This window comes from Pseudomonas sp. N-1-13 (genome assembly GCF_057787095.1).
The window spans coordinates 2,618,430-2,643,553 of the sequence record NZ_JBYNRI010000001.1; the positions used below are offsets into that span (position 1 = coordinate 2,618,430).

At 62.3% G+C, this 25,124-nt stretch carries 22 protein-coding genes; 13 read left to right on the forward strand and 9 right to left on the reverse strand.

What is annotated here, in order from left to right; genetic code table 11:
* Nucleotide 1 precedes the first annotated feature (1 nt).
* A complete protein-coding gene (locus AC3I65_RS11860; RefSeq protein ID WP_310662550.1) occupies nt 2-634 on the reverse strand; it encodes an NAD(P)H-dependent oxidoreductase in 633 nt (210 codons plus the stop codon).
* An 86-nt stretch (nt 635-720) separates the two neighbouring features.
* Between AC3I65_RS11860 and AC3I65_RS11865 the strand changes: the two genes are divergently transcribed.
* The 4 genes from AC3I65_RS11865 (at nt 721) to AC3I65_RS11880 (ending at nt 5,317) form a co-directional block, all read left to right on the forward strand.
* On the forward strand, nt 721-1,350 hold the full coding sequence (locus tag AC3I65_RS11865; RefSeq protein WP_305468373.1) for a TetR/AcrR family transcriptional regulator: 630 nt from the start codon (nt 721-723) through the stop codon (nt 1,348-1,350).
* Nucleotides 1,351-1,846: 496 nt separating this feature from the next.
* Nucleotides 1,847-4,408, forward strand: a complete 2,562-nt coding sequence (gene nirB / locus AC3I65_RS11870) for a nitrite reductase large subunit NirB (protein ID WP_107322504.1) — start codon at nt 1,847-1,849, stop codon at nt 4,406-4,408.
* Nucleotides 4,408-4,794: a nitrite reductase small subunit NirD gene (gene nirD, locus AC3I65_RS11875; RefSeq protein WP_488523751.1), complete on the forward strand. Its 387-nt coding sequence runs from the start codon at nt 4,408-4,410 to the stop codon at nt 4,792-4,794. The genes nirB and nirD overlap by 1 nt, the downstream gene beginning before the upstream one ends.
* Nucleotides 4,795-4,876: 82 nt before the next feature.
* Nucleotides 4,877-5,317, forward strand: coding sequence for a CBS domain-containing protein (locus tag AC3I65_RS11880; protein WP_488523752.1), 441 nt, complete (start codon nt 4,877-4,879; stop codon nt 5,315-5,317).
* A gap of 69 nt (nt 5,318-5,386) precedes the next feature.
* Here the strand turns inward: AC3I65_RS11880 and AC3I65_RS11885 are convergent, their stop codons facing one another.
* The gene (locus tag AC3I65_RS11885) at nt 5,387-6,424 is read right to left on the reverse strand and encodes an AraC family transcriptional regulator (protein WP_047226519.1); all 1,038 of its coding nucleotides are present in this window, start codon (nt 6,422-6,424) and stop codon (nt 5,387-5,389) included.
* Between the two features lie 9 nt (nt 6,425-6,433).
* A complete protein-coding gene (locus tag AC3I65_RS11890) occupies nt 6,434-7,345 on the reverse strand; it encodes a GGDEF domain-containing protein (RefSeq protein ID WP_047226518.1) in 912 nt (303 codons plus the stop codon).
* Nucleotides 7,346-7,820: 475 nt separating this feature from the next.
* On the opposite strand from AC3I65_RS11890, the gene AC3I65_RS11895 reads away from it, so the two are divergent.
* The 5 genes from AC3I65_RS11895 to AC3I65_RS11915 all read left to right on the forward strand — a co-directional run bounded on the left by AC3I65_RS11895 (nt 7,821) and on the right by AC3I65_RS11915 (nt 14,425).
* Nucleotides 7,821-10,343 carry a TonB-dependent receptor gene (locus AC3I65_RS11895; RefSeq protein WP_047226516.1) on the forward strand — a complete coding sequence of 841 codons (2,523 nt, stop codon included), beginning with the start codon at nt 7,821-7,823 and terminating at the stop codon, nt 10,341-10,343.
* A gap of 82 nt (nt 10,344-10,425) precedes the next feature.
* Nucleotides 10,426-12,363 (forward strand): phytase, encoded by a 1,938-nt coding sequence (locus AC3I65_RS11900; RefSeq protein WP_488523753.1) that lies wholly within the window; start codon nt 10,426-10,428, stop codon nt 12,361-12,363.
* A gap of 64 nt (nt 12,364-12,427) precedes the next feature.
* Nucleotides 12,428-13,135: a protein TolQ gene (gene tolQ, locus AC3I65_RS11905; RefSeq protein WP_076384930.1), complete on the forward strand. Its 708-nt coding sequence runs from the start codon at nt 12,428-12,430 to the stop codon at nt 13,133-13,135.
* 13 nt (nt 13,136-13,148) lie between these two features.
* Nucleotides 13,149-13,595, forward strand: coding sequence for a protein TolR (gene tolR / locus AC3I65_RS11910; RefSeq protein WP_047226513.1), 447 nt, complete (start codon nt 13,149-13,151; stop codon nt 13,593-13,595).
* The gene (locus AC3I65_RS11915; RefSeq protein ID WP_419417005.1) at nt 13,592-14,425 is read left to right on the forward strand and encodes a TonB family protein; all 834 of its coding nucleotides are present in this window, start codon (nt 13,592-13,594) and stop codon (nt 14,423-14,425) included. Before tolR ends, AC3I65_RS11915 begins: the two co-directional genes overlap by 4 nt.
* 33 nt (nt 14,426-14,458) lie before the next feature.
* Here the strand turns inward: AC3I65_RS11915 and AC3I65_RS11920 are convergent, their stop codons facing one another.
* From AC3I65_RS11920 to AC3I65_RS11935, 4 genes are read right to left on the reverse strand one after another with little or no spacing between them, the layout of a single operon-like run.
* Nucleotides 14,459-14,926: a response regulator gene (locus AC3I65_RS11920; protein ID WP_047226511.1), complete on the reverse strand. Its 468-nt coding sequence runs from the start codon at nt 14,924-14,926 to the stop codon at nt 14,459-14,461.
* Nucleotides 14,923-17,235 (reverse strand): ATP-binding protein, encoded by a 2,313-nt coding sequence (locus tag AC3I65_RS11925; RefSeq protein ID WP_076384926.1) that lies wholly within the window; start codon nt 17,233-17,235, stop codon nt 14,923-14,925. Before AC3I65_RS11925 ends, AC3I65_RS11920 begins: the two co-directional genes overlap by 4 nt.
* Entirely contained in the window at nt 17,232-17,900 is a 669-nt protein-coding gene (locus AC3I65_RS11930; protein ID WP_047226509.1) for a response regulator, read from the reverse strand. The genes AC3I65_RS11925 and AC3I65_RS11930 overlap by 4 nt, the downstream gene beginning before the upstream one ends.
* Nucleotides 17,897-19,081, reverse strand: a complete 1,185-nt coding sequence (locus AC3I65_RS11935) for a sensor histidine kinase (protein ID WP_047226508.1) — start codon at nt 19,079-19,081, stop codon at nt 17,897-17,899. The genes AC3I65_RS11930 and AC3I65_RS11935 overlap by 4 nt, the downstream gene beginning before the upstream one ends.
* Nucleotides 19,082-19,248: 167 nt before the next feature.
* On the opposite strand from AC3I65_RS11935, the gene AC3I65_RS11940 reads away from it, so the two are divergent.
* The 4 genes from AC3I65_RS11940 (at nt 19,249) to AC3I65_RS11955 (ending at nt 23,900) form a co-directional block, all read left to right on the forward strand.
* Entirely contained in the window at nt 19,249-19,770 is a 522-nt protein-coding gene (locus AC3I65_RS11940) for an SgcJ/EcaC family oxidoreductase (protein WP_047226507.1), read from the forward strand.
* 185 nt (nt 19,771-19,955) lie between these two features.
* Nucleotides 19,956-20,465, forward strand: a complete 510-nt coding sequence (locus AC3I65_RS11945; protein WP_322834019.1) for a sigma-70 family RNA polymerase sigma factor — start codon at nt 19,956-19,958, stop codon at nt 20,463-20,465.
* Nucleotides 20,465-21,409, forward strand: coding sequence for a FecR domain-containing protein (locus tag AC3I65_RS11950; protein WP_488523754.1), 945 nt, complete (start codon nt 20,465-20,467; stop codon nt 21,407-21,409). Before AC3I65_RS11945 ends, AC3I65_RS11950 begins: the two co-directional genes overlap by 1 nt.
* A gap of 67 nt (nt 21,410-21,476) precedes the next feature.
* Complete coding sequence (locus AC3I65_RS11955) at nt 21,477-23,900, forward strand: TonB-dependent receptor (RefSeq protein WP_107322497.1); 2,424 nt, start codon at nt 21,477-21,479, stop codon at nt 23,898-23,900.
* Between the two features lie 33 nt (nt 23,901-23,933).
* Here the strand turns inward: AC3I65_RS11955 and AC3I65_RS11960 are convergent, their stop codons facing one another.
* Both AC3I65_RS11960 and AC3I65_RS11965 read right to left on the reverse strand, forming a co-directional pair.
* Complete coding sequence (locus AC3I65_RS11960; RefSeq protein ID WP_047226503.1) at nt 23,934-24,335, reverse strand: hypothetical protein; 402 nt, start codon at nt 24,333-24,335, stop codon at nt 23,934-23,936.
* A gap of 273 nt (nt 24,336-24,608) precedes the next feature.
* A complete protein-coding gene (locus tag AC3I65_RS11965) occupies nt 24,609-25,088 on the reverse strand; it encodes a nuclear transport factor 2 family protein (RefSeq protein ID WP_047226502.1) in 480 nt (159 codons plus the stop codon).
* Between the last annotated feature and the right edge of the window lie 36 nt (nt 25,089-25,124).

Genomic DNA, 25,124 nt, shown 5'->3' on the forward strand with positions numbered 1-25,124 from the left:
GTCAGGCGCACTCGCTGCTGGCTTGAACCTGTGCAGTCTCCTCGCGCTGCGGAAACAGCCGCCGGCCAAGGTCATAGGCAGTGGCCAGGTGAAGCGCCGGTTCGAGGGTTTCCGAGTCGAGCAAACGTTGGGAACTGACCACCCGGGCGCCGCAGTAATCAAAGATGCCGTGGTCGATTTGCGCGGTCATCGCCTGGCCATAACCGTGGCGCAGGAACGTACCCTCATCAGCCCCGCCCAGGGCCACCAGATGCACCTGCAAACGCTGCAGTTTTTTGATAAAGGGTTTATCGAGGCTGAAATCGAACGCCCAGCCGTTGGAAAACACCCGGTCGATCCACCCTTTGAGCAATGCTGGCATCGACCACCAGTAAATGGGATACACCAGCACCAGCGCATCTGCGCGGTCGATTCTGGCTTGTTCGGCCACAACGTCCATGGGCGGTGAGGCCTCGCGGTGGTGTACCGCGTGATCGGCGAAACTGAACCGCGGATCGAAGCCTTCGGCGGCCAGGTCGGCGATCTCGAACGTATCGACGGGATTGGCTTGGCTCAGGCCTTGGGCGATTTTTTTCGCGAGGCCGTGGGTAAGGGAATGGGGATCGTGATGAGCGACAACGATGAGTGCGTGCATGGCAAAACTCCTCATGGCAATGACCGGTATCAAGCAGGTATGCTTGGTTAAGTTACCTTTAGTAAGTTACGGTTGGTAAAGTTAGCATGTCAAGCCTTGATGAAAATTCGCGATCTTCTGCTGCTCCCCGTCGACGCTTGTCTCGCGAGGATCGGCAACGGCAGCTGTTGGATGTCGCCTGGCGGCTGGTGCGAGAGGAGGGCAGCGAAGCGCTGACCCTGGCCCGCCTCGCGGAACAGGCGGGGGTAACCAAACCCATTGTGTATGACCACTTCACCACTCGATCCGGGCTGTTGGCGGCGCTCTATCAGGATTTCGATGCCCGTCAGACGGCGCTCATGGATGCCGCCCTGGAAGCGAGCGAACCGACACTGCAAAGCCGCGCCGAGGTGATTGCTGCTTCGTTTGTCGAATGCGTCCTGCTGCAAGGCCGGGAGATCCCGGGGGTGATCGCGGCGCTGACCAGTTCGCCAGAACTGGAGCGCATCAAGCGCGAATATGAGGCGATTTTCCTGGACAAGTGCCGAGCCGTCCTGGAACCGTTCGCCGGTACACGGGCCATCACCCAGGCGAGTCTGCGGGCGATGCTGGGTGCGGCAGAAGCCCTGTCCAATGCCGCTGCCACCGGGGAAGTCAGCGCCGCCGAGGCCAAGCAAGAGCTCTTTGTGACCATCGTGGCGATGGTGGATAGGGCCGCCCGCATCGGCGCAACCTGAACCTTCCCCATCGCGAATGGCCCGAGCCCCCCTGTGGGAGCGAGCCTGCTCGCGATAGCGTCAGCCCAGTCACTGCACTTTTATGAAGCCGCAGGCGATGGATCGCACCATGGCAAGGCAATCGTCCGCGCATGGAAGCGTCAGGCGAGCGCCTGTAAGCATGAGGTGACTGGACGGCCTTTTTCACGGGCAAGCCCGCTCCCACAGGGATTTTAGAGGGTTGCAAGCAGCGTTGGGTCTATGACTTCAGGGCGGCAGACAAAGGCTTGGCACGCTCGCTGCAAGAGGCTGTTCAGGCCCACTGTAAATACATTCAAGTGGGCAACCCCGTCGGTCAACGAAGATCGAGAGCCAGCAGGCCGGGGATAACGGTAGATCGGGGCGCAGTCGCCGGATCGATACCGCACAGAACAGGCAAAGACGCCTGGAACCGCAAGGTTTCAGGCGTCTTTTTTTTTGCTTTCAAAACCGTGATGGGCTTTTGTCGGGTGCTTTTATGAATTCCAACGTTGCTTCCCTGAACAAGCTGCAAACACTGATCGTGATCGGCAATGGCATGGTCGGCCATCACTGCGTCGAGCAACTGATCGAGCGCGGTGCCCTCAATCATTACCACCTGCATGTGTTCAGCGAAGAACCGATGCGCGCCTATGATCGCGTGCATCTGTCGGAGTATTTCTCTGGCCGTGACGCCGAGTCCCTGGCGCTTGGGCAAGCCTCGTTGTACCAGACCCCTGGCGTCACGCTGCACCTGGGCGTGCCGGTGCTGGAAATTGATCGCGAGGCGCGCCAGGTGGTCACTGCCCAGGCTCGCATCAGCTACGACAAACTGGTGCTCGCTACCGGCTCTTACCCGTTCGTGCCACCGATCCAGGGCGCCGAAGGCGATTCCTGCCTGGTCTATCGCACCCTGCAAGACCTGGACGCCATTCGTGCCGCCGCAAGCAACGCCCGCCGGGGTGTGGTGGTCGGTGGTGGTCTGCTGGGCCTGGAAGCGGCCAATGCCCTCAAGACCCTCGGCCTGGAAGCCCATGTGGTGGAATTCGCCCCGCGATTGATGCCGGTACAACTGGATGAGCAGGGCGGTCTGGCCCTCAAGGCGCGCATCGAGAAACTGGGCGTCGGCGTGCATCTGTCCAAGGGCACTCAGTCCATCAGCGCCGGTGAGCAGTACCGTTATCGGATGAATTTCGGCGATGACGATTTCCTGGAAACCGACCTGATCGTATTTTCTGCCGGCATTCGCGCCCAGGATGCCCTCGCTCGCCAGTGCGCTCTGCAGATCGGCCCGCGCGGTGGCGTGGTGATCGATGACCATTGCCTGAGCAGTGACCCGGACATCTACGCCATCGGCGAATGCGCAGCCTGGAACGGCAGCATCTTCGGCCTGGTCGCTCCGGGTTACCAGATGGCCCGCAACGTCGCGGCTCGCTTGTGCGGTGAAAGCGCCGAGCCGTTCACTGGCGCGGACATGTCTACCAAGCTCAAGTTGCTGGGGGTGGACGTAGGTTCCATCGGCGACGCCCACGGCAATACACCGGGGTCGCGCAGCTTCCAGTTCATCGATCAAACCAGCGCCAGCTACCGGAGACTGGTGGTGGACGCTGACGGCAAACGAGTGATCGGCGCGGTCCTGGTGGGCGACAACAGCTACTACGACACCCTGCTGCAATACATGCAGAACGGCATCGCGTTGCCCAAGGAGGCTGCCGGCCTGATCCTGCCGAGTTCCGAAGGTGCACCCACGTTGGGCCCGGCAGCACTGCCTGCGGCGGCGACCATCTGCTCGTGTCACAACGTCACCAAAGGCTCGATCTGTGCGGCCATCGACAGCGGCTGCACCGACCTTGGGCAACTGAAATGCGATACCAAGGCTGGCACCGGTTGCGGGGGTTGCGCCGCCCTGGTCAAGCAGGTGTTCGAGCACGAACTGATTGCTCGCGGCGTCAGTGTCGACAAGAGCCTGTGCGAACACTTCGCCTATACCCGCCAGGAGCTTTATGCCTTGGTGCGGGTTGAAGGCATCATCAGCTTCGACGAGCTACTGGCCAAGCACGGCCGCGGGCACACCGGTTGCGACTTGTGCAAACCGGCAGTGGGCTCGATCCTGGCGTCGTGCTGGAACCAGCCGATCATGGACCCGTCCCTGGTGCCGTTGCAGGACACCAACGACACCTTCATGGCCAACATGCAGAAAAACGGCACCTATTCGGTGGTGCCACGCATCGCCGGGGGCGAAATCACTGCCGACAAGCTGATTGCCATCGGCGTGGTCGCCAAAAAATACGACCTCTACACCAAGATCACCGGCGGCCAGCGCATCGACCTGTTCGGCGCCCAGTTGCACCAGTTGCCGGATATCTGGGCCGAACTGATCGAAGCGGGTTTCGAAACCGGGCACGCCTACGGCAAGTCGACCCGCACGGTGAAGTCCTGCGTGGGCAGCACCTGGTGCCGCTATGGCGTGCAGGACAGCGTGCAAATGGCCCTGACCATTGAAGATCGCTACAAGGGTTTGCGTTCGCCCCATAAGCTCAAGTTCGCGGTGTCCGGTTGCACCCGCGAGTGCGCCGAGGCCCAGAGCAAGGACGTCGGCGTGATCGCCACCGAGAAGGGCTGGAACCTTTACGTGGCCGGTAACGGCGGCATGCGCCCGCGTCACGCCGAGCTGTTCGCCACCGACCTGGATGACGCGACCCTGATCCGCTACATCGACCGCTTCCTGATGTTCTACATCCGCACTGCCGACAAGTTGCAGCGTACGTCGGTCTGGCGCGAAAGCCTGGAAGGCGGCCTGGACTACCTCAAGGACGTCATCATCGAAGACAGCCTGGGCCTGGGGGCCGAACTCGAAGCCCAGATGCAACTGGTGGTCGATCGTTATGAATGCGAGTGGGCCAACGCCCTCAAAGACCCGGACAAGCTCAAGCGCTTCCGCACCTTCGTCAACGACGGTCGCGGTGATCCGGATGTTCATTTCGTCAGGGAACGCGGCCAGCGCCGGCCGGTTCACGCCCACGAGCTTCACCTGATTCCCGTCACCGAGGAGGTGCTCTGATGAGCCAGTCAAACGTCGTTCGTATCCCCACCCGCAACGCGGCCCAAAGTCCCGTGCAATGGCGTGCCCTGTGCAGCCGCGAGGATCTGGTGCCCAACTCCGGCGTGGTCGCCTGGCATGACGGCCGCCAGGTGGCGCTGTTGTACCTGCCCGAACAGCAGGACAAACCGTTGTACGCCATCGACAATCGCGACCCCAAGTCCGGGGCGAACGTGATCGGTCGGGGACTGTTAGGCTGCATCAAGGGTGAGCTGGTGATCGCATCGCCTCTGTACAAACAGCATTTCCGCCTGGAAGACGGCCATTGCCTGGAATACCCGGAGCAGCGTCTGCGGGTGTGGCCGGTGCGCCTGAATGGTGATGTGGTGGAGATTGGCGAAGACTGATCCGCCTCTGACCCCGGCGGCACAATGAATCAAGCGATTTTATGTGCATTGGCTTGCCATTAACTGAAGTTGGGAATCAACAATGAAAACAGCCGCTCAACTGGTAAGACTCAAGAGTGTGCAGAACCAGCAGGTTCACAGCATCGCGCCGGAGCAGACCGTGCTCGAAGCGCTGCAGATCATGGCCGAGAAAAACGTCGGCGCGTTGCCGGTGATCGAACACGGTCAGGTGGTTGGCGTGTTCAGTGAGCGCGACTATGCGCGCAAGCTGGTGTTGCAAGGACGCTCCTCGGTGGGCACTTCGGTACGCACCGTCATGAGTGCTCCCGTGGTCACCGCCGATAGCCAGCAGAGCATCGACCGCTGCATGGAAGTCATGACCGATAGCCACCTGCGGCACTTGCCGGTGCTGGATAACGGCCATTTGATGGGGTTGTTGTCCATTGGCGATCTGGTGAAGGAGGCGATTGTCGAGCAGGCGGATTTGATCCGGCAACTGGAGCATTACATTCGCGGGCACTGAACCCACAGGGAATTTATCTGTGGGAGCAAACCTTGCTCCCACAATGGTGCGAAGTTTCGCTAAATTTCCTCACCCCAACATCAGCAACTGCCGGATCAGATTCGGCGTACTGCCGGTCCAGCGCTTGAACGAGCGGCGAAAATTCGCCGTGTCGTTGAAGTTCAGGTACTGCGCCACTTCCTCGTTGCTGAACCCCTTGACCTGGTACAAGTACAACGCCACATGGGTGTGCACCCGGTCCACCTGTTGCTGGAACCCGGTATGGTGCTTGTGCAGCTTGCGCTTGAGCGTCGCCGGGCTCATGGCGAAAGCCTGGGCGATCTGTTCCAGGCTGGGCGTCTGCTGCACATGGCTGTGCAGGTAGTCGTAGACGCAGTCCAGAAAGCTTGCCGCGAAACCCAGTTGATCGAGTTGGTCTCGGGCTTCGATCCGCGCCACCTGGCCGGCGGTGGCCGACACGTTGGGCCAGGGCTGGGCCAGACAGTGGCGAGGCAGGCGCATCAGGTCCAGCGGCCGATTGAATTGCGTCTGTTCACCCAGGTGCACCCAGTACTGTTCGACGTAACGCGGCTCCTCATGGCGAAAGCTGCATTGCCAGGGCAGGCGTTCGCCGCTCAGCCATGCACTCATGGCAACCATCGAAGTCATGCTGGCTTCCAGTATGAAGCGCCATTGTTCATCCGCACCGCAACTGTCCAGCCAATGGATGTAGGCGTAGTGCTCGTCCAACAACAGGCGCGGCGCGGCCAGGGGGCTGAGCAGTGCTTGCTGGTCAATCAGGGTTTCCAGGGCCTGATGCAGATTCTGCGCGTGGCGTAGCGCATGGCTGGCTGGCCCGTAATGCCCCGGCAGCAGCCGCTGGCCAAATAGGAAACTGCTGTCACTGGCATCGAGCAGGCGTCGGCTGTTGTCGATCAGGCCAAGAAACTGTTGCGGGCTGATGCGGCTCTGGCCAGCGAGGATATCGTCGTGGAACAGCCCGGTGCCACGCAGCAGGCGGTGGCTGTCGATGTCACGCGACAGTGCCAGATCGATCAGCGCGGCAGGCTGATAGTGCCCCGGAATGAAGCGGCTGTCGGTTTCATACCAGCAGGTCTTGAGGGTCATGGGCCGGCCTCAGGCGCTTTTCAACGTGGAACGGGATCGGGCCAGCGTCAGGTTGAGGCGTTTGAGCAAGGCCTCCGGCGACTCGTCAAATGCCATCACCACGGCGGTGCTGGCGGCTAGTTGCAAGCGCTCGCCGTGTTGCCGGGTCTTGTGGGCCAGGCTGCCAACCGCGTGGGCCAGTTCTGCGGCCAGATACCGGGCCTGGCTCTCGCCTGTGTCGGGCAGCAGGACCACAAAGCGATCACCGGCCAGGCGACAAAGCAGATCCTGACGGCGCAGGTTCAGCACCAGCAACTGGCTGACGGCTTGCAGCACCGCATCACCCTCGCCGTGACCGAAGCGCTGATTGATGGCGGTGAAGTTGTCCAGGTCCAGGGCCAGCAATGACAAGGGCTGCTGGCGGCGTCGGCTGTCCTCCAGGCTGCTCGTCAGTTCATGTCTGAAAAAGTCCGCGCCTCCCAGCGGCGTGAGTTTGTCGAACAGGCGGTGCTCGCGGAACAACCGTTCACGCTTCTCCATTTGTCCGTTGATCGCCAGTTGTTCCCGGTGCCAGTGATAGATGCCGAGGGTCAGCAGAATCATGCCCACCGGCATCGGCCCGGACTCCAGCCAGTGGTCCCAGGTGATGCTGTCGGGCAAACGGATGAACTCGTCGAGGCTGTCGATCCACCAGGAAAAAAAGATGCAACCCAGGCCCCATACGAGGTAGTTGGTCACCCGACCGGCCGGGCGACTCTTGAGCACCAGGCCGAGCCAGACCAGCGCCAGCAAGGCCGAGCCGCCTTCGCCAAGGATATCCAGCCAGACCCACTCACTCAGCGGTTTGAGCTCACCGTTGGCCAGGTGGAGCATCAGCCCGAGGTTGGCCGCCAGCAGAAGCAGGGCGAGTTTGAGGCGGTGCGGGCGCAGCACGGAGAACATGGCCGGAATCCTTTGCCAGAAGCGGAATGCGGCTCAGCACAGCAGATGGATGTGACAGTGCGGTGACGGTGGGTGAATGGGTGGGGAGGTCGAATCAGCTCATTGGTTGTCCGGATTTTTATGCATGAGATCGCCCTTATCTCATTGTGGCGAGGGGATTTTGTGGGAGCAAAGCTTGCTCGCGACGAAGACGACGCGGTTTTTCAGGGGATCGAGGCGCCTGCATCGCGAGCAAGCTTTGCTCCCACAGCGGTGTGGAGCGACGTTTCGCAAAAAGTGATCGGCTGCTGAAGGCCTGTGCGACTCGGAAACAGGTCATTTCAGCTCATTCTGGTCCGCCAACCCCCTCACATCAGTGTGTTTTAGGCCCTGCGGGCAAACGCTGTCACAGAACCGTCACCCCCCACCCCTAGCGTGCCCTCCCAGTTGCCGGGCCGTTGCCTGGCGGATTTTCGGATTCCTGGGGGAGATCACCATGCATCACCGCACAAGCACTGCCGGGCTCGTCGGTTTTACGTTCACCGCGTTGGCGATGGCCATTGCCAGTGAACGGCTGAGCGCTGCCGAGCAGACGACCACTGAACACGTCCAAGTGGTCGGTCAGGCGGCCAGCATCGATCAGGCCCTGAAGGAGCAGCGCAGCGCCGACAGCATCAAGAGCGTGGTGCATGCCGACGGCGTGGCGCAGTTGCCCGATGAAAACGTCGCCGAAGCCGTGCAGCGCCTGCCGGGCATCAGCGTCGAACGTGACCAGGGCGAAGGTCGCTTTGTCAGCGTGCGGGGCCTGGGGCCAGACCTCAACAGCGTGACCATCAACGGCACGCTGGTACCGGCACCGGAAAGCGAGCGCCGGGCCGTTGCCCTGGACGTGCTGCCCGCGGAGCTGGTGCAGTCGCTGTCGGTGATCAAGACCCTGACGCCGGATATGGACGCCAACTCACTGGGCGGCACGGTCGACGTGAAAAGCCTCTCGGCGTTCGACCACAAGGGCTTGTTCTACACCGGCAGCAGCGAAGCCAGCTACGACAAGAATACCGGCCAGACGAGTCCGAAATTCTCTGGCGCTATCAGCGACCGTTTCAGCCTGGGCGACGGCATCGATAACTTCGGCGTTGCAGCAGCGCTGAGCTGGCAGAAGCGCGATTTTGGCTCGGACAACGTTGAAACCGGCGGCGCCTGGGATTTCGAGCAAGGCTCACGACTGGAAGAGTTCGAACAACGCGACTATGACATCCGTCGGGAGCGCGCCGGCGGCGGGCTGAACTTCGACTACAAGCCTGATGATCTGAGCAGCTACTACCTGCGCACGCTTTACAGTCGTTACAAAGACAGCGAAACCCGCAATGCCGCCAGCCTGGCTTTCGAGGATCCACAAGCGGCCGGCGAGCTGGGTGCCGCAGAAGGCGAGCGCAAGATCAAGCAGCGTGAAGAAACCCAGGAGATCCAATCCTATGTACTGGGCGGGGAGCGCATGTTCGGTCTCTGGACTCTCAGCGGCCAGGGCGGCTACAGCAAGTCCAGCGAGGACAGCCCCGGTCATATCGCCGGTGCCACATTCGAAGGCATCGATAGTTTCGAGGGGGGCTTCTACGGCAACGACAAGCCGCGGCCGATCATTGGTTCGGGGTTCTATGATCCGGCCAACTTCAGCCTGGACAAGGTGGACTGGGAACAGCAGAACACCACCGACACCGAGAAAAACCTGCGCCTGGACCTGGCCAGAGACTATGACGTCAGTGGCTACGCCTCCCAGGTCAAATTCGGCGGCAAAGTCAGCCGCCGCGACAAGGACAACGACCTCGACGCCTGGGTCTATGAGGATTTCGACGATCTGGGGTTCACCGACGAGCAGTTGAACCTCGGACAATTCCAGAAGGGCAACGTGGATTACAGTCTCGGCCGTTACGGTCCAGGCATCAGTGCCGGAGCCATTGAACAATTGTTGGGTGGTCTGGACCGCGACGCCTTCTTTGATGCGCAAGAGTCGCGGGTCAATGACTTCCAGATGAGCGAAGACATCAACGCCGCCTACCTGATGAACACGGTGGACATCGACGATTGGCGCTTGATCGCCGGCATGCGTTATGAAGGCACGGAGTTCGAAGCCAAAGGCAGCGGCGTTACCGACGGCGTGTTCACCGACACCCAAACCCGGCGCAAATATCACCACTGGCTGCCGGGCCTGCACGCGCGTTATCAGCTGGACAAGAACACCCAGGTGCGTGCGGCCTGGACCAAGTCCGTGGTGCGTCCGACCTTCGGGCAACTGGCCCCGGGTTTTGTCATTGACGATGACGAGGCGACCTTCGGCAACCCGGACCTCAAACCCCTGGAGTCGAGCAACCTGGACCTGGGCATTGAACATTTCATGGGTCGGGCCGGCACTGTGTCGGCTTTCGTGTTCTACAAAGACATCAAGAACTTCGTCTACAACACCGACCTGGCGGGCACGGGCGCCTGGGCCGACTTCTCCGAAGCCCATAGCTTTGCCAATGGTGACAGCGCCAAGCTCTATGGCCTGGAACTGGCCTACTCACAAAAATTCGACTGGCTGCCAGCCCCCTGGAATGGATTGCTTCTGGGGGCCAACACCACCTTCAGTCGCTCGGACGCCGAGATCGAAGGGTTCGATCAGGCCAGCGGAACACAACGCAAGCGCAGCATCGACCTGCCGAACCAGTCGGACACCGTGGGTAACCTGATGCTGGGCTGGGAAAACGACAAGCTGAGCTTGCGCCTGTCGGCCAATTACAAGTCGGCCTACCTGTATGAGCTGGCGTCCATCAGCGACCGCGACCATGACCTGCACGTTGACGCCCAGACCTTTGTCGACTTCAGCGCCCGCTACTCCCTGACCAAAAACCTGCAAGTGAGCCTGGAAGCCCAGAACCTCACCGACGAGTCGTATTTCGTCTACACCGGCCACCGCGCCTACAACGGTCAATACGAAGAATACGGCCCGACCTACAAGCTGGGGCTGACCTTCACCCATTTCTAGATCGCGACGCCGATCCGTCAGGGCGAGGGGAAAAATCCCCTCGCCCTGCAGGTGGACAAAAGACCCGTTTGAACCCGGCTCAATGACAAGGATTTTTCCGTTGAACACAGCTTTGTTTTTACCCAAGCAGTACCTGTTGGCAATGCTCATCAGCCTGGCAAGTGTTCCAGCGTTGGCGGCTTCCCCAACCCTGAAGCTGCAACCCTGGCCTCAGGCACAGGAACGCTCGATCAATGCCCTGGGATTCGTGCCCGGCCATTGGACCAGCGAACGACTGGCCAGCGCCCGTGAAGGCTTGCTGTTGCTGGATGCCCAAGGCCGCGAACTGTCACGCCTGGAGGGCTCCTTCGAAGGTCTCGACAGCCGTGCCCTCGGGGCGAACGTTCTGGTGGCCAGCCTCGACAGCACTCGTCAGCAAGCACTGTTGGTCAGCCTCGATCCGGATGAACGTCAGTGGGGGACGCCGCTGTACCTTCCTGCGCGAGATTTCCCGGTGAACGGGCTGTGCCTGTACCGCGATGAAGCGAGCAACCTGTTTGTGTTTCTGGTGGGTGAAGAAGGCAAGGGGGAGCAATGGCTGGTGGGCAACGGCGAGCACCTGAGCGCCAGTGCACAGCGCGTACGCGGCTTGCCACTGCCGCCCGATGCCCAGACCTGTCAGGTGCAAGACAGCGCCAATCAACTGTTCGTCAACGAGGAACAAGTCGGCTGGTGGGCCTACCCGGCATCCTCCGAGGCCGATGCCGTGCGTGTACCCGTGGCGATGCGCACGCCGTTCGGTGACATCCAGCAGGCCGCTGGGGACCTGGCGGCGTTACCAGGCGGGTTGCTGGGCCTGGACCCACAAGCGCGACAGCTGCATCTGTATCAGCAAGACGGCCAGGGCTGGACCTCGACAGCCCGTCTGGCGCTGCCGGGCCTGAACGAGCCGGAAAATCTGGCGGTACGGGCGACGAAAAACGGCCTTGAACTGTTGTTGCGCGACGATGACAGCGCACGCCTGTATCAGGGCCAAATCAATTGGCAACCCACCCCTGTGTCCCTGCCGCCGGTGCTGCCTACAGTGGCTGCCATTGGCCAGAGCGAGCCGGTGGCGCGCCAGGGCGACGCGGCGGATGATCCGGCGATCTGGGTTCATCCCACGACGCCAGCCTTGAGCCGGGTGCTGGGCACTAACAAGAAGCAAGGCCTGCTGACGTATGACCTGCACGGCAAGCTGCTGCAGGAGCTGGCGGTGGGCCGCCTCAACAACGTCGATGTGCGCGGCAACTTCAAGCTGGGTACGCAAACCGTCGATCTGGCAGTCGCCAGCAACCGCGACCGCAACAGCCTCAGCCTGTTCAGCATCGACCGGGTCAGCGGCGAACTGCGCGAGGCCGGCGAGATCCCCACGCCACTCAAGGAAATCTACGGCATCTGCCTGTTCCAGCCGGTTGAGGGCGAACTGTATGCCTTCGCCAATGGCAAGGACGGGCGCTATTTGCAGTACCGCCTCAGCGCCCCGGACGGCGTGGTGAAAGGGCAGTTGGTGCGCCAGTTCAGCGTCGACAGCCAGCCTGAAGGGTGCGTCGCCGATGACCGGCGCCAGCGGCTGTTTCTCGGTGAAGAAGACGTCGGAGTCTGGGCGGTGGATGCCCGGGCCGACCGGCCGGCGACATTGGACAACGTGATCAAGGTCGGACCTCAGTTGCATGCCGACGTCGAGGGCATCGCCCTGTACCAAGGCGCCGGCCACGATTACCTGGTGATCTCAAGCCAGGGCAACGACAGCTATGTGCTACTTGATGCCGAACCGCCTTATGCCGTGCGCGGTGCGTTCCGTGTCGGCCTGAACGGCGCCGCGGGCATCGACGGCGCCTCGGAAACCGATGGCCTGGAAGTCACTTCGGCCAACCTTGGCGGTCCCTGGAGCGACGGCATGCTGGTGGTCCAGGACGGCCGCAAACGGATGCCCGAGCAGACCCAGAACTTCAAGTTCGTGCCCTGGAACGAAGTCGCTAAAGCCTTGCGCCTGCCTTGAGCGGCGCTGTCATCAACCGGTCATGAACATTTCATCGAATAGCAGCCAGACAGGAGCTCTACCCATGCAAGCCACGCTGGAACATATGACAATCTGGGGCCTGATCAGCGATGCGAGTCTTCTGGTCAAGGCCGTCATGCTCACACTGCTGCTGGCCTCGCTGCTGAGCTGGTACCTGATCATCCAGCGCAGCACCGTGCTGCGCCGCACCGAGCGCCAGTTCAAGGGTTTCATGCAGCGTTTTCGCAGCACCAGTGATTTGCCAGCGCTGTTGCGCGAGACCGCCCAGGTGCGCGAGGAAGAGGGCGGCGTGGAGCCGATCTTTCACGCCGGCTTCCAGGCTTTCACCCAGCTCAACGTGCCCTCCGGCAGCCCACAGGTGGTGCTTGAAGGGGTGGAGCGTTCGCTGCAAGTGGCAATCAGCGAGCAGGAGGTGCAGTTGGAGAAAGGCTTGCAGTTTCTCGCCACGGTCGGTTCGGTCAGCCCTTACATCGGTTTGTTCGGCACGGTCTGGGGGATCATGAATGCCTTCCTGGGGTTGTCCCAGGTGCAACAGGCCAGCCTCTCCACCGTGGCGCCGGGCATCGCCGAGGCGTTGATCGCCACCGCCATCGGCCTGTTCGCGGCGATTCCCGCGGTGATCGCCTACAACCGCTTTTCCGCCCGCGGCCAGACCTTGCTGACACGCTACTACGCGTTCGGCAACGAGCTGCAGGCACGCCTGCATCGCAAGCTGCACGGCGCTCCGGTGAACCTGGCCGCGGCCGCTTGAGAGGAGAGGGCAGATGCTAGTCAAGCCGCAACGCAAGCACGGGCCCAAGGCCGAAATGAACGTGGTGCCTTACATCGATGTGATGCTGGTGCTGCTGGTGATCTTCATGGTCACGGCACCCATGCTGACCCAAGGCGTGAAAATCGAGCTGCCCAAGGTCGCCAGCCAGGCATTGGCCAACGATAGCCGCCAACAGATCCTGACCCTGTCTGTTAAGGCCGAGGGCGGTTACTACTGGAACCTGGGTGCTGAACTGGACACCCAAAGCCAGACCGACAGCGCCGTGGACCTGGATCAGATGCGCGCCAAAGTGGCCCAGGTTGTCGCCGAGCGCAGCGATACCCAGGTGTATATCCGTGCCGACGACCACGCCGACTACGGTCGTGTCGTGGCCGCCATGGCCGCCTTGCAGCAGGGCGGAGTGAGCAACCTTGGCCTGGTGACCGAGGCACCCCGATGACGGCGATGATCATGCACAGTCCATCCCGGGTTTTTCCGGCGCTGGTCGGCACCGGTTTCTGGAGGAAAAGTCTGGCAGCGGGACTCGCCGTGGCCTTGCACGCGGTTGTCGCGGCATTGCTGGTGCTGGGCTGGACCGTAGAGAAACCGACCGTCGAAGCGCCCCGGGTGCTGCGCACGCAATTGGTGATGTTGCCACCGCTGCCGGTGCCTGAAGCGCCTGCGCCGACCGCCGTGGCAGAGGTCGCCCCGGAACCGGTCGAAGCCACGCCGGCTCCCGTGCAAGCGCCACGCCCGGCGCCGAGCAAACCTGCGGTTGATCCAAGGCTCCAAGCGCAGAAACTGGAGCAGGCAACCCTGGCGCGCAAACGGGTCGAGGAGCAAAAGCGCGAGCAGCAGGCCGAGCAACAGGCCCAGCAGCAGCGCGAGCGTCAGGAGAACCAGCGACGTCAGCAGGAAGCCGAGCAACAGGCCGCCGAACGACAGCGCCAAGCGGCTCAACAGGCCCAGGCGCTCGCCCGGCAACGCCAAGCCGAACAGGCGCGTCTGGCCGCCGCCGACAGTCGCCACTATCAACCTCTGAGCAAAGAGGCTCCGGATTATCCGCAACGGGCTTTGGACAAAGGGCTGGAAGGCGATTGCACGGTGGAGTACAGCGTCAAGCCGGACGGGCGAATCGACAACCCCAAGGTGCTGGACGGCTGCCATCCGTTATTCATCCGACCCTCGCTGACTGCGGCCCAGACCTTCCGTTATCAGCCGCGGATCGTCGACGGCCAGGCCGTGACAGTGCCGGCGGTGCGCAATACCTTTCACTACCGCATCGAATAGAACCCGAGCCTGTTGCGGCCCGGCGTAATCGGACTAAACCGCGCCGGCGGCCGGCCGGTGCTGGCGCAACAGTTCGATCTGCTGCGATGGAACCAGCTCGCGCAACGCCTTATAGAGCGCCCGTGTTTCCAGCAGATTCCAGATGCGTAGCATGGTTTCCAGCGCATCCAGGGGTTTGCTGATGAAGTCCCGGGCGCCCAGCGCCAGGGCGCGCAGGCGGGTGTCGCGGGTGGCGTCGGCGGTCAGCACCAGGATCGGCAGGTAGTCGTTTGCCGGGATGCGCCGGTTGAGCTGCTCCAGCACGGCGAAGCCATCGAATGCCGGCATGTGCAGGTCCAGGATCACCAGGTCAGGCTCAAAACTGTTGAACAGGTCGAGGGTGCGCAAAGGCTCGGTGCTGCTCAGTACGTTGTGCAGCCCTTCGCGAGCCAGCAACTGCTCCATCAGGTCCAGGTTGGGGCGCTGATCGTCAACGATCAGGATGCGCAAATCGCGATTCATGCGGGCTCCGGTAAATAACGTTCAAGGTGGCCGAGAAAGGCCTGGATATGAATGGGTTTGGTCAGGATCGCTGTGGCCCCGGCTTCGTGCAGGGCACGGTGGGTCAGGTCGCTGGCATCGGCGGTGATCATCAGTACCGGTGTGGACGCCGTAGCCGCCGATTGACGCAAGCGGCGCAGCACCTCCAGGCCTGTCAGGTCCGGCAGGGTCACGTCCAGCAGGATCAACTGCGGGGCGTGCTGGCGAGCCAAGTCCAGGCCCAACTGGCCTTGCATGCTCGACAGCAGTTGAATACCCGGACGTCGCTGCATCAGGGTCTCGATCAGCGCCAGGCTCGACAGGTTGTCTTCGATGCACAGTATCTTGCCGTGATATTCGACTGACGGACGCGGTGCCTTCAGCGCGACGATGGGGGGCAAGCGGGCGTGTTCCACCCGGGCACCGGGCAATTGCAGGGTAAAACAACAACCTTGCCCCGGCTCGCTGTGGACCTGCAGGCTGCCTTGCATCATTTCCAGCAGGCTCTTGCTCAAGGACAGCCCAAGACCGGTGCCCTCGACCTGTGGATCGGCACCCAGGCGCTCGAACGGCTTGAACAACCGGTCAAGCTGCTCAGGGGCAATGCCATGCCCGGTGTCGCTGACGGCAATGCTGACTCGCGGCCCCTGGGCCGTCACTTCAATGCGCACTTCACCGCCGGGCCGGTTGTACTTGATGGCGTTGGACAACAGATTGAGCAGCACCTGCACCAGGCGTTGACGGTCGGCCAGCACACCGCTGCTGTCGGGTAGCGGCGCCAGCTCGGCTAACTGAATCCCGGCGTCGGCCGCCATGGGGGAAACCAGCGTCAGGGCTTCATGCAACACCGTCGTCAAGGCAATCGGCTCAATGTTCAGCGGCAGACGACCGGCCTCGATCCGGGCAATGTCCAGCACCTCGTTGATCAATGCCAGCAGATGCTGGCCGGCGCGCAGGATGTGACTGACCTGTGGGCGCTGGCCGGCGCTGGAGTCCATGTCCAGCAGTTGCGCGAAGCCGAGTATGGCGTTCAGGGGTGTGCGCAGTTCGTGGCTCATGCGCGAAAGAAATTCGCTCTTGGCGCGGCTGGCGCTTTCGGCTTCTTCACGGGCGGTGCGCAGGGCGATCTCGGCGGCGCGGCGGTCAGTGATGTCGCGGGTAATCTTGGAAAACCCGCGCAGGGTGCCGGTACTGTCGTACTGGGCAGTGATGACCACACTGGCCCAGAAGCGGCTGCCGTCCTTGCGACAGCGCCAGCCTTCTTCCATGTAATGACCGTCACGGGCGGCTTCGTGCAGCGCCATGTCCGGGTGCGCCGGGCATTCTTCGCTCAGATAGAACAACGAAAAATGCCGGCCGAGGATTTCCTGTTCGGTGTAACCCTTGATCCGCTCGGCGCCGGCGTTCCAGGTAATGACATGGCCTTGGGCGTCCAGCGCAAAGATGCCGTAGTCCTTCACCCCATCGATGATCAGTCGCAAGCGTTCTTCGTTGTCCCGCAGAGCCCGCTCGCGTTCGGCAAGCAACTGCCCGGCCTCTACCAGACGAGTGCCCAACTGGCCGATTTCGTCCTGCTCCGGCGGTTGCGGCAACAACGGTTGACCCAAGGCCAGGCGCTGAGCGTTGCCTTGCACCTGTTGCACGCGGGCGACAATGCCCTTGGACAGGAACAGCACCGCCACGATGGCGCCAAGCAGCCCGCACAGCGCCGCCAGTAGCGTGGCGAACAACAGGCGCATGCGCGTGGCCGAGGCGGCGGCACTGCGGTCGGCGAGCAGGGCGTCCTCACGTATACGCATGGCGTTGATCTGCTCGCGCAGCACGTCCAGGACGTGTTTGTTTTCGATCAGAATCGTCGTGATGGCCGCTGTGTCATCGGCCTTGCCGTTGCGCAAGGCATCCAGCCCATCGAGTTTTTCTGCGATCAGTGGGGTGATGGTCTTGAGGCGCTCGCGCATCCGGGCGTCGCGGATGTTGTGGTCCAACCGTTGCAACGCGGCCTTGATCAGCGGCGTGGCCTGTTCGTAGCTGGGCAGGAAGTCTTCGCGCCGGGTCAGCAGGTAACCGCGCACGCTGGCTGCGGCTTCGGCCAGCAGGGTATGCACCGTCTGGATATCGCCCTGGACCAGCAGCACCCGGCGCACGTCTTCTTCGGCCCGGGCGGTCTGGCGTTCGGTGATGTAGATCAGCACCAGCGACAGCAACAGCACCACCAGGGGCAGGGAAATGACCACCAATGCCTTGCCCCGCAATGGCAGGTTGGCCCAGCGGCGGGCGGCGAGGAATCTCATGGCCATTGCCCGCTGGGTTGTGCCACCAACCCCAGGGCAACACCGCGCACGGCGGCCTGGGTTCGATCGGCGGCTCCCAACTTGCCGATGACGCGCTCCACGTGGGCCTTGGCGGTGCCGGGGGCGATGCCGAGTTTTTCGCCGATTTCACGGTTGCTGAAGCCGCCGGCCACCAGCCCCAACACCTGGCGCTCGCGGGCTGTCAGGGCCTGGACCGGGGTAGCGCCACTGGCACCGCGCTCGGCCATGCGCCGCAGCAGGCGCGCACTGACCGAACTGTTCAGGGCCTCTTCGCCCTGGGCGACCCGTTTGAGGGCGTCCAGCACTTCATCGCGGCTGGCATCCTTGAGCAGATAACCGACCGCGCCCGCGCCGATGGCGGCTTCAAGGTGATCAGGGCTGTCGTCCATGGTGAAGATCACCACTTTGATCCCCGGCTGGCGCTGCTGCAGGATACGCGCCGCCCCCAGACCATTGAGCACCGGCATGCGAATGTCGAGAATGGCGATGTCCGGTTGCAGCCGCTCGCACAGATCGAGGGCTTCCTGGCCGTCGCTGGCCTGGCCGACGACTTCGAACCCCGGGCTGCCGGCGAGCATGCTGATAAAACCGGTGCGGGTCACTTCGTGATCATCGGCCAAAAGCAGGCGTAAAGGGGACGTCATGAGTGTGTTCCGTGGGTGGGTAGGGGGACGCTGGCCAGCAAACGGGTGCCACCATCGGGCTGGCTGAAACAGCTCAGGTGGCCGCCCAGCAGGCTGGCACGTTCCTGCATGGCCGCCAGGCCCAGATGGCAGGTGCCATTGGTCTCGATGGGTTGTTCCAGAGCAAAACCACGGCCATTGTCTTCGACCCGCAGCGAGGCCCGGTCGTCGCTCACCATCAATCCCAGGCGTACATGGCTGGCCCGGGCGTGCTTGAGAATGTTGTTGATGCCTTCCTGGGCAATGCGGAACAAGGCGATTTCGGTGTTGCCCGGCAGGCGAGCGGCGCTGTGCTCGGCCCAGTCCACCGACAGGCCTGCATCCCGCAGGCGGTCGGCTTCCTTGTCGACGGCTTTGTACAGACCGAAGTCATCCAGCGCATGGGGACGCAGACCGCCGATCAACTGCCGGCCTTCGCCGACACAACCCCGGGCGAGATCGAGGATGGCCTGCAAGTCGTTCGCCAGGGCCGGCGGCAGAGGCGGGCAGCGACCGGCGAACCCCTGCAGGCGCTGATGCAGGCCGGCCAGGTTCTGTGCCAGGCCATCATGCAGGTCGTAGGCCACACGCTTGCGTTCGTCTTCCTGGGCGCTGAACAGTCGATGGACCAGCTCGGACATGGTGCGTTCGCGGGCCTGCAACGCTTCGAGCAGACGACTGTTTTCCAGATGGGCAGCCAGCAGGGTCGCCAGCAATTGCAGTGACTCAATATCCTCGTTGTCCGGCGTGCCGAGGGCTACGCCGTTGCCCAGCAATAAAGCCCCGAACACCACACCGTCGGAGCCACGCAACGGAACGCGCAAGACCTGGGGCAGGGCGCTGCCAGGGTACTCCAGCCATTGTGGCTCGGCTGACGGCGGCTGAGCCAGGTTGGCAAGCAGATCGAGCCGTTCTTGGCTGCCATGGCTGGCGATGGTGCGAAACGTGGTGTCCGCTGCCCACTCCAGCAGCAGGCCATGATCCATGGCCATGAATGCGCACGCTCGTTGCACTGCGCGCTGGCGCATCGCCGACAGGGGCAATTGCGTCAGTTCATGGCCGGTGCCCAACAGCAGGCGCAGGCGTGCGGCACGACTTTGCGACTGGCGATATTGGGTTCGGATGGCCAGGGCACTGCCGGGGTCATGGGGTGGGCTTTGCATGATAGGGCTCCAGCGTGGATGGGACCGGTCGGCGTGGCGGTATTAGAGCGTGTCATCAGCACCGGGCCTATCTGCCGAACGGCATAGGCAATCGGCACCGGTTGGCCGATGGCGAAGGCCGTCAGGCCCGGCAAAGTCGGCTCATTGAAACCCACAGGAACGTTACGATGAAACTGAAAACCTTCGCCGCTGCCGCTTTTTTCATGCTGACCACACCCTTGGCCCTGGCACTTGAAACAACGCCATACGTTTATCGCACCGTAGCCGAGCAGCCACAGAATCAGAATGACCGTGAAATCGCCGCATTGTTCGACCGCTGGAACGCGGCCCTCAAAACCGGCAACGCTGCTGCAGTAACCAGCCTGTATGCGCCGGATGCGATATTGCAGCCCACCGTATCCAACCAGGTGCGCAACACGGCGGCACTGATTCAGGATTACTTTGAACACTTCCTGGCCGGCAAGCCGGTGGGGCAGATCAACTACCGGGAAATCCGTCACCTGGGACCTGACGCGGCGATGGACAGTGGTGTCTATACCTTTGCCCTGACCAACGCCGACGGCTCCAAGCGCGAGGTTCAGGCGCGCTACACCTTTATCTATGAACGCATTGACGGTCAGTGGAAGATCCTTAACCACCACTCCTCGGCCATGCCGCAAGTCCAGAAGCAACTGCATGCCAGCCACTGAGGCCGTTTGAACAAATGAGTTCGTCCCTGGCTGCGTTGGGGGGCGAACCACCCGTTTGGCAGGCTGGCAAAAAACGATAGGCCAGTGTCATTAACAGAGCGGTTCGATAAAGAAGTTGGATTCGTGCGGGAATATTAATTAGAATCACTCTCATTTAATGTATTCCTTGCACAAGGCTTCTTGACATGTCTGATGCAGCTACGCCAACGGAGCGTTCCTTGCACGCGCTGTACCGAGACCACGGTGGCTGGCTGGAAGGCTGGTTGAGACGACGCATGGGCAATGCCTGGGATGCCGCGGACCTGCGCCAGGATACGTTCCTGCGGGTCCTGTCCAGCGCTCAGCCATTGGCCGATCTGCACGAACCCCGCGCTTATCTGCTGACAGTCGGCAAGCGTCTGTTGAGCAACTTTTACGCGCGCCGCAACCTGGAGCAGGCTTACCTCGACGCCTTGGCGAGCTTGTCCCCAGCGTGCGTACCGTCCCCGGAGCAGCGTTGGCTGCTGCTGGAAACGTTGCAAGCCCTGGATGAATTGCTCGATGGCCTGCCGGCTCTGGTGCGGCGGGCTTTTTTGTGGAGCCAGCTCGAAGGCCTGGGCTACCGTGAAATCGCCGAGCGCATGCAGGTGTCGGAGCGCACCATCAAGCGCTATATGGCCCAGGCTTATGAGCATTGCCTGTTGGTGGAGTTTTGATGCGCCAGGCCCCTTCGCCTGAAGCTCGCGAAGTCGCCCGGGCGGCGGCTCGCTGGCTGGCCATGATGGAGTCTGGCGGGGATGACTTCGATTGCGCCGCGCTGCAACGCTGGCGCGACAGCAGCGCCCACCACGAGGCCGCCTGGCAAAAAGCCCAGCGATTGCGCCAGCGTTTCGCCGGGGTGCCGACTTCATTGGGTATGGCGACCCTGGATCGCCCGGCATTGCCCCGTCGGGCGGTGCTCAAGCGTGCGCTCGGCGTCGCCGCGTTGGTGCCCACGGCCTGGTGGCTGGGGCGAGAGCTGCCGCTGGAGGTCTGGCGCGCCGACCTGCACACGGCCACGGGCGAACAGCGGCGCTGGTCGCTGGCCGACGGCAGCGCCTTGCAGTTGAATACCGACAGCGCCCTGGACCTGGACCTCAAGGCTCGACGCCTGGTGCTGGTGCAAGGGGAGATGGCCCTCAATGTCCAGGGGCCTGCGCCATTGGCCATTCAGGCACCGTTCGGCCTGATCTCCGTCAGCCGTAGCGAGGTCTGCGTACGCCTGAATGAGCGCAGTTGCCGGGTGTCGGTCCTCAGTGGTTCGGTGCAACTGCAACCGTTGCGCGGGCCAATGCTGACACTGAAGGAAGGCGAGCAGGTCAACCTCTTGGCCTCGGGCGCCGGACCGGTGGGGGCGTTCGACGTAGCGCAGTTGGGTTGGCGTGACGGTGTACTTGTGGCGCAGAACCAGCCGTTGGGGGATTTTCTCCGTGAACTGGGCCGTTATCGCTCAGGTTTTTTGCGTTGGGACCCCGCCCTGGAGTCGCTGCGGGTGACCGGCAGCTTCCGTCTGGAAAACACCGATCGAATCCTCGCGTTGCTCTCGGCCAGCCTGCCGGTGCACGTGCAAACGCGCACCCGATACTGGGTCACATTGACGCTGCGCAAAAATACTGTCTGACGCCTGTCCCCTTTTTTTGTCTCGCTTGTCATTCAAGGCAACTGAACAAAAACGAGAGCTCCCCCCAATGTCCGCAGTAGTACCTTTGCGTTTTCGCCCGGCCCTTGCCGGCTGGCGTCCGCTGTTGAACCTGAGCCTCGTGCTCAGCCTGAGCGCCAGCCCATTGTTCATGTCCTCCAGCCAAGCCGAAGAAGCTGCCCGACGCAGCTATCAGGTGCCGGCCGGCAGCCTCAGCGCCGCGCTGACCAGGTTCGCCGGCCTGGCGGGGGTCAACCTGTCGGTCGACCCGGCCCTGGTGAGCGGGCATAACAGCCCCGGTCTGTCGGGGGAGTATGCCGTGGAGGAGGGCTTTGCCCGGCTGTTGCAGGGCTCGGGTCTGCAACTGCAGCCGGTGGGCGAGCAGGCTTACATCCTGACCCCGGCGCCGGAAGGCAGCAGCTTGCAACTGGCGCCCACCTCGATCATGGGGGCCACGAGCCTGGCGCAGGGCGAGCCTTATGCCGGTGGCCAGGTCGCGCGCCGCGGCTCGCAAGGCTTGCTCGGGTCGCGAGACTTCATGGAAACCCCGTTCAGCATGACCACCTATACCAGCGAAGTGGTCAAGAACCAGCAGGCTCGGACCCTGGGCGACCTGATTGCCAGCGACCCTTCGGTTCGCGCCACCAATCCGGCAGGCGGGCGTTTCGAGCAGTTCACCATTCGCGGTTTCAGCCTGTTCAACAGTGATGTCGCCTACAACGGTCTCTACGGCATCCTGCCGACCTATTCGATCGACATGGAGATGGCCGACCGCGTCGACATCATCAAGGGCCCGACCCAGCTCATCAACGGCGTCTCGCCACGTGGCAGCGTGGGTGGCGGGATCAATGTGGTGCCCAAGCGGGCCACCGACAAACCCATCACTTCGTTCACGGGCAGCTACGCCTCCAACAACCAGCTCGGCGGCGCTGTGGATGTCGCCCGGCGTTTTGGTGAAGACAACCAGTTCGGCGTTCGTTTCAACGGCGTGAAGCAGTCCGGCGACACTGAATGGGATCACCAGAGTGTCGACCGTGACATGGCCGTGCTGGGCCTGGATTTTCGTGGCGAGCGTCTACGCCTCTCGACGGATATCGGGCGCACCGAGCGCGATACCGACGCGCCGCAGGAGCGCGTGCTGGTAGGGGCCAACGCACAGGTCCCGCACGCCAGCGATGTGCGCCGCAACTACGCTCAGCGCTGGAGCAAGGCGCGCACCAAGGACACTTTCGGCGCGGTGAACGCGCAATACGATGTCAACGATTCCGTGATGCTGTACGGCAGTGCAGGGGCGCGCAAAAGTGATCATGACTTCCTGCGGCACAACGTTTCGGTTAGCAACGACGCTGGCGATTTCAGCGTTCAACCCCGCGACTTTACCCGCGATGAAAATGTCCGCACGGCCACGGCCGGGGTGCGCAACTGGTTCCATACCGGCCCGGTGAGCCATGAGATCAACCTGGCCGCCAGCTACTTCTACATGGATTTCACCAATGGCGGCGCTCGTTATGCTTCGTCCCCGAGCAACCTGTATGACCCGGTGCAAACGCCGACTCCGAGCGACCCCACGCGCCAGGACAGCAAGGTCTATACCGAAAACCGCTCCACCGGCGTGGCGCTGTCCGACACTCTGGGTTTCTTCGATGATCGACTGCTGCTGACCCTCGGCACCCGCTGGCAGCGGATCAAGGTTGACGACTGGACGGATAACGTCAAAGGCGCCACCGCGTACGACGAGGAAAAGATGTCGCCGTCGGGCGGAATCCTGTTCAAGGCAACCGATAAGCTGTCGTTGTATGCCAACTACATGGAAGGTTTGAGCCAGGGCAAGATCGCGCCATCGACCTCGATCAACGAGGACGAAATATTCCCGCCGTTCATCAGTCGTCAGGTCGAGGTGGGAGCCAAATATGACGCGGGTGCGCTCGCCGTCACCGCCGCCGTCTTCCGGATCAAGCAGCCTGCCTACGCCACCGATGCCACGACCCGTGTCTTCGGCCCGAACGGCAAACGCGAGAACACCGGGGTTGAGTTGAGCGTGTTCGGTGAGCCGCTCAAGGGTTTGCGTTTGCTCGGCGGGGTCATGTATATCGACAGCGAGTTGACCGATACCACCGATGGTGCCTTTGATGGTAATCGGGCGCCGGCCACGCCCAAATACAATGTCAACCTGGGCGCCGAGTGGGATGTGCCGACCGTGCAGGGCCTGACCCTGACCAGCCGCGCCATCCATTCCAGCTCGCAGTACCTGGACCAGTCCAACACCAAGGAAATCGATTCCTGGGAGCGTGTGGATGTAGGCGCGCGCTACGCGTTCAAGGTGGACCAGAAGAACATCACCCTGCGTGCCAATGTCGAGAACGTCGCGGACAAGCGCTACTGGAGTTCAGCCGGCGCCTCGGATGACAGCGAGGCAGGCTTGACCCTGGCAACGCCGCGCACTTACCTGCTTTCGGCCACCGTGGACTTCTAGACCGATGTGCAGCTTCAGGGATGAAGCTGTTTCTCAGGCGTCACGGAACAGGTCGTGGGCATCCAGCAAGCGCCAGGCGATTTCGGGACGTTTTTCCAACCCGCGTCGAATGGCGGTGGGGATCGACTGGCGAATCTTGCGGCACAGGCCGGGCTGCTCCTGGAACTCGATGGCGATGCCGCGCATGGTGCGTACTTCGTTGTAGCCGGGTTCGACGCTCAGGCGGATTCCGAGGTTCTCGTACATACGCTGCTGCAACCGTTGGAGTTCGTCCAGGCTCTGGATATTTTCCAGCCGTTCGAGCAGGCGTTTTTCTTCCTGACGGTTCAAACAAAGAATGCGCAGGTCACTGCCCGGGGTTTGCAGCAACGCATCACGCCCGCAGTCACAGACACCAGGCGGGCAGGGGGGGCGGATCGGAATCGACGCGGTCATGGGCTCCATAGGTCAGCAACGAGCAAATCGCCTCTGAGTGTATCGGCGGTCCAGGCAATGTGATGCCTGGCGGCATGCCGGTCAACCCTGGTGAGTGGCCGCTTGTCTAGCGCCGTTGCGAGCGGGAGCTGGGCCGAGCCCGCAGCAGCAATGTGGGAGCGGGCTTGCTCGCGAAGACGGTTGCTCGTCCAGCATTGCTACCCGCTGACGCACCGCCTTCGCGAGCAAGCCCGCTCCCACAAGGTTTCTGTTGCTTATACAAATGCCGTGCGCCTACAGCCCCAAGTCAGACAGCCCCGGATGATCATCCGGCCGGCGACCCAGCGGCCAATGGAATTTGCGTTCGCTTTCCTGGATCGGCATGTCGTTGATGCAGGCGTAGCGGTTGGACATCAACCCTTGCTCGTCAAACTCCCAGTTTTCATTGCCGTAGGAACGGAACCAGTTGCCCGAATCGTCGTGCCATTCGTAGGCGTAGCGAACGGCGATACGGTTACCGGTGAAGGCCCACAGTTCTTTGATCAGCCGGTAGTCCAGTTCCTTGGCCCATTTACGGGTCAGGAAGGCCTTGGCCTCTTCGCGGTTATGGGCGAATTCGGCACGGTTGCGCCATTGAGTGTCCAGCGTATAGGCCAGGGACACCCGTTGTGGGTCGCGGGAGTTCCAGCCGTCTTCGGCCAGGCGGACTTTTTCAATGGCCGATTCACGGGTGAAAGGCGGCAGCGGCGGACGAACTTCAGCAGTGGATGACATGGCAGATCTCCAGTGAGTGATCGAGCAAGTGGCACA

Excerpts from the sequence above, each read along its gene's own strand:
- AC3I65_RS11900 (WP_488523753.1), top strand. The coding sequence starts at position 10,426 with ATGACAAGGATTTTTCCGTTGAACACAGCTTTGTTTTTACCCAAGCAG.
- nirB (WP_107322504.1), top strand. The coding sequence starts at position 1,847 with ATGAATTCCAACGTTGCTTCCCTGAACAAGCTGCAAACACTGATCGTG.
- AC3I65_RS11965 (WP_047226502.1), bottom strand. The coding sequence starts at position 25,088 with ATGTCATCCACTGCTGAAGTTCGTCCGCCGCTGCCGCCTTTCACCCGT.
- AC3I65_RS11925 (WP_076384926.1), bottom strand. The coding sequence starts at position 17,235 with ATGAGATTCCTCGCCGCCCGCCGCTGGGCCAACCTGCCATTGCGGGGC.
- AC3I65_RS11860 (WP_310662550.1), bottom strand. The coding sequence starts at position 634 with ATGCACGCACTCATCGTTGTCGCTCATCACGATCCCCATTCCCTTACC.
- AC3I65_RS11920 (WP_047226511.1), bottom strand. The coding sequence starts at position 14,926 with ATGAATCGCGATTTGCGCATCCTGATCGTTGACGATCAGCGCCCCAAC.
- AC3I65_RS11885 (WP_047226519.1), bottom strand. The coding sequence starts at position 6,424 with ATGACCCTCAAGACCTGCTGGTATGAAACCGACAGCCGCTTCATTCCG.
- AC3I65_RS11940 (WP_047226507.1), top strand. The coding sequence starts at position 19,249 with ATGAAACTGAAAACCTTCGCCGCTGCCGCTTTTTTCATGCTGACCACA.
- AC3I65_RS11945 (WP_322834019.1), top strand. The coding sequence starts at position 19,956 with ATGTCTGATGCAGCTACGCCAACGGAGCGTTCCTTGCACGCGCTGTAC.
- tolQ (WP_076384930.1), top strand. The coding sequence starts at position 12,428 with ATGCAAGCCACGCTGGAACATATGACAATCTGGGGCCTGATCAGCGAT.
- AC3I65_RS11930 (WP_047226509.1), bottom strand. The coding sequence starts at position 17,900 with ATGACGTCCCCTTTACGCCTGCTTTTGGCCGATGATCACGAAGTGACC.
- AC3I65_RS11950 (WP_488523754.1), top strand. The coding sequence starts at position 20,465 with ATGCGCCAGGCCCCTTCGCCTGAAGCTCGCGAAGTCGCCCGGGCGGCG.
- AC3I65_RS11960 (WP_047226503.1), bottom strand. The coding sequence starts at position 24,335 with ATGACCGCGTCGATTCCGATCCGCCCCCCCTGCCCGCCTGGTGTCTGT.
- tolR (WP_047226513.1), top strand. The coding sequence starts at position 13,149 with ATGCTAGTCAAGCCGCAACGCAAGCACGGGCCCAAGGCCGAAATGAAC.
- AC3I65_RS11895 (WP_047226516.1), top strand. The coding sequence starts at position 7,821 with ATGCATCACCGCACAAGCACTGCCGGGCTCGTCGGTTTTACGTTCACC.
- AC3I65_RS11915 (WP_419417005.1), top strand. The coding sequence starts at position 13,592 with ATGACGGCGATGATCATGCACAGTCCATCCCGGGTTTTTCCGGCGCTG.
- nirD (WP_488523751.1), top strand. The coding sequence starts at position 4,408 with ATGAGCCAGTCAAACGTCGTTCGTATCCCCACCCGCAACGCGGCCCAA.
- AC3I65_RS11880 (WP_488523752.1), top strand. The coding sequence starts at position 4,877 with ATGAAAACAGCCGCTCAACTGGTAAGACTCAAGAGTGTGCAGAACCAG.
- AC3I65_RS11955 (WP_107322497.1), top strand. The coding sequence starts at position 21,477 with ATGTCCGCAGTAGTACCTTTGCGTTTTCGCCCGGCCCTTGCCGGCTGG.
- AC3I65_RS11865 (WP_305468373.1), top strand. The coding sequence starts at position 721 with ATGTCAAGCCTTGATGAAAATTCGCGATCTTCTGCTGCTCCCCGTCGA.
- AC3I65_RS11890 (WP_047226518.1), bottom strand. The coding sequence starts at position 7,345 with ATGTTCTCCGTGCTGCGCCCGCACCGCCTCAAACTCGCCCTGCTTCTG.
- AC3I65_RS11935 (WP_047226508.1), bottom strand. The coding sequence starts at position 19,081 with ATGCAAAGCCCACCCCATGACCCCGGCAGTGCCCTGGCCATCCGAACC.